Origin of the sequence: Thermococcus sp. M36 (assembly GCF_012027355.1) — an archaeon.
In the GTDB taxonomy this organism is placed as follows: Archaea; Methanobacteriota_B; Thermococci; order Thermococcales; family Thermococcaceae; genus Thermococcus.
The window spans coordinates 1-415 of the sequence record NZ_SNUH01000271.1; the positions used below are offsets into that span (position 1 = coordinate 1).

1 protein-coding gene is annotated in these 415 nt (G+C 35.2%); it reads right to left on the minus strand.

What is annotated here, in order from left to right:
- Positions 1–226, minus strand: a 226-nt coding sequence (locus E3E36_RS12305; protein ID WP_206203717.1) for a hypothetical protein, incomplete at its 3' end; no start/stop codon positions are given.
- Between the last annotated feature and the right edge of the window lie 189 nt (positions 227–415).

Here is a 415-nt window from a genome sequence, read left to right on the forward strand (position 1 = left end):
CTGTTGCCACTAACCAAATGTTGTTTACATATTTATAATCTCCCTTGTTATCATTATCAGGTTCAATGGTGGTAACCGTAAATGCAGCTTTACTGCCATCATTATTTAAAACAACATTACTGATGGTTTTTACATTCAGCAAATCTGTTACTTTCATTTTTTCTTTTTGTGCGAAAGCAACTGCAAACATTAAAGAACATGTAACAGCAATAATAATTTTCTTCATAGCAAATAGTTGAGCTATGAATGTAGTAAAATTTATTTTACCGCAGAGTCGCAGTGAACGCAAAGTTTCGCAAAGAAATAAATGTCGTCATTGCAATGTTAGATTGCTTCGTTCCTCGCAATGGCGTTAGTTACTAACAGCACTGATTATCACATCCTGAATCTTTCCTAGATCGGAAGAGCGTCGGGT